Source organism: Stieleria sedimenti (assembly GCF_025060895.1).
In the GTDB taxonomy this organism is placed as follows: domain Bacteria; phylum Planctomycetota; class Planctomycetia; order Pirellulales; family Pirellulaceae; genus Stieleria; species Stieleria sedimenti.
Genome location: NZ_JANZKV010000130.1, coordinates 1 through 1,536, shown reverse-complemented (window position 1 = coordinate 1,536; position 1,536 = coordinate 1). Strand labels below are relative to the sequence as shown.

Annotated in this window: 1 protein-coding gene; it reads right to left on the bottom strand. The window is 56.4% G+C overall.

What is annotated here, in order from left to right; all coding sequences use genetic code 11:
• Positions 1 to 1,235 precede the first annotated feature (1,235 nt).
• Positions 1,236 to 1,463 (bottom strand): hypothetical protein, encoded by a 228-nt coding sequence (locus tag NZK35_RS16910; protein WP_259633712.1) that lies wholly within the window; start codon positions 1,461 to 1,463, stop codon positions 1,236 to 1,238.
• Between the last annotated feature and the right edge of the window lie 73 nt (positions 1,464 to 1,536).

The following is a 1,536-nucleotide window of genomic DNA, read 5'->3' as shown; positions in this document are numbered from 1 at the left end:
CGCGCCATCGTCGTTGACGGCCAATGTACTCGATCGGAATCGCCGTGGGAAATCGAGTGTCCCAATCTACGGTCGGCACTTCAGGCGTTGGTTGTCAGCGTTGCAATCGACAGGCGACGGTTTGTCTTCGTCGGCCGAGTCGACCGCGCACCTATCGAACCGTGACATCAAATGCGAATCTCAGGAAACAGAGGTTCGATGAAATCCGGTGGGCGTCCTCCGGGTCACGATCCAACGACAGCCAATCAATTGCCACAAAAGAACGCGAGAAGACGCAAAAGAAGAAGTGGGCGCTTTCGTCAGGCGTCGGTTAGCAGCGTGAACGTTGGCGATCACCTCGCACGCGGAGCTCTACGATTGAGTTGGCGTGGGTGTGATGATCGCAATGGGAAAAAGTTCGTATCTCGCAACAACGAGCGTGCTGGGGTGCATCGCCGGGTTCGTGGCGTCGGTCGGCACGCCGGTTTGGAACCATCGTCGCGGACTGCCAATGTACTCGATCGGAATCGCCGAGGGAAATTTCACTCTCCTTGGTGTACCGATTTCTTTGTGGAGTCGGGATGAAGCCTGGAGGGCTGGCACAATACTTGCCGGTGGTGTCAGCCACCGGTATTCAAAGACACAAATTTGCTGAGGCCTGGAAGGCCGGCACAAGGGTGCTCCCGGTCCACTCGAAGCCCGGGCATTGTGTCGGCCCTCTGGGCCTTGAGATTTCCTTTGAATCCACCCCCGGTGGCTGACGCCACCGGCAGACACTCTACCGGCCCTCCGGGCCTAAGACACATCGCTCTGTCGGCAACCCCGAATCCAATCGTCGGACTTAGCAATGTCACGATCGACAGTTGGGATCGACAGGCGTCGGTTTGCCTTCTTCGGTCGAGTCGACCACGCACCAATCAAACGATGAAATCAAAAGGGCGCTCTTTCGAGCGCACCAATCAAACCGTGGATGAATCAGGGAACGATCGACGTCGCGAAGCAATTCGACAAAGAGGTGGGCCGTTTTCTTCCAGCGTTGGCTAGCAGCGCGAACGTTGAAATTCACTGGGCGGCGGGGAAAGACCATCCACTTCCAAACGCTTTACCACCGCCGCTCCAGTGCAATTTTCTGGTTATCCGCCGGTTTCGGTGAAGCGTTGGACAATCGACCAGTTCGATCGACGCGGACATCGTAGTATAGCGGAACAGAGAAGGACCGAGCGAGTGCTGACCGCGCAACCAGTTGGCCACGGGCATTACAAAGGATCAGGTAATAGGTCGTCGTCAATCTCGACAAGATCAATGAAGTCGAATCGCCATTCGTCCTCCATGCGTTGCGAGTCATCGCGGAGCAGGCAGTACAACGCGACTTGGTCTTCGTCGTCAAGAGAGCAGGCCCAATCAAGCGATTCCGGCGACGCTAGTACGAAGCCTCCTGTCTTGGACAACGTGCGAACAAGGTCGTCGGCGAATCGGTTTTGCATTGGCGTAGTTTCAGTCGGATAACAGCGGTGGTCACCGCGTCGGCGCGATGGACCAGAACTCAAAAACAAACTC

Bases quoted from the DNA above. Each gene is read 5' to 3' on its own strand.
- NZK35_RS16910 (WP_259633712.1), bottom strand. From the start codon at position 1,463: ATGCAAAACCGATTCGCCGACGACCTTGTTCGCACGTTGTCCAAGACA.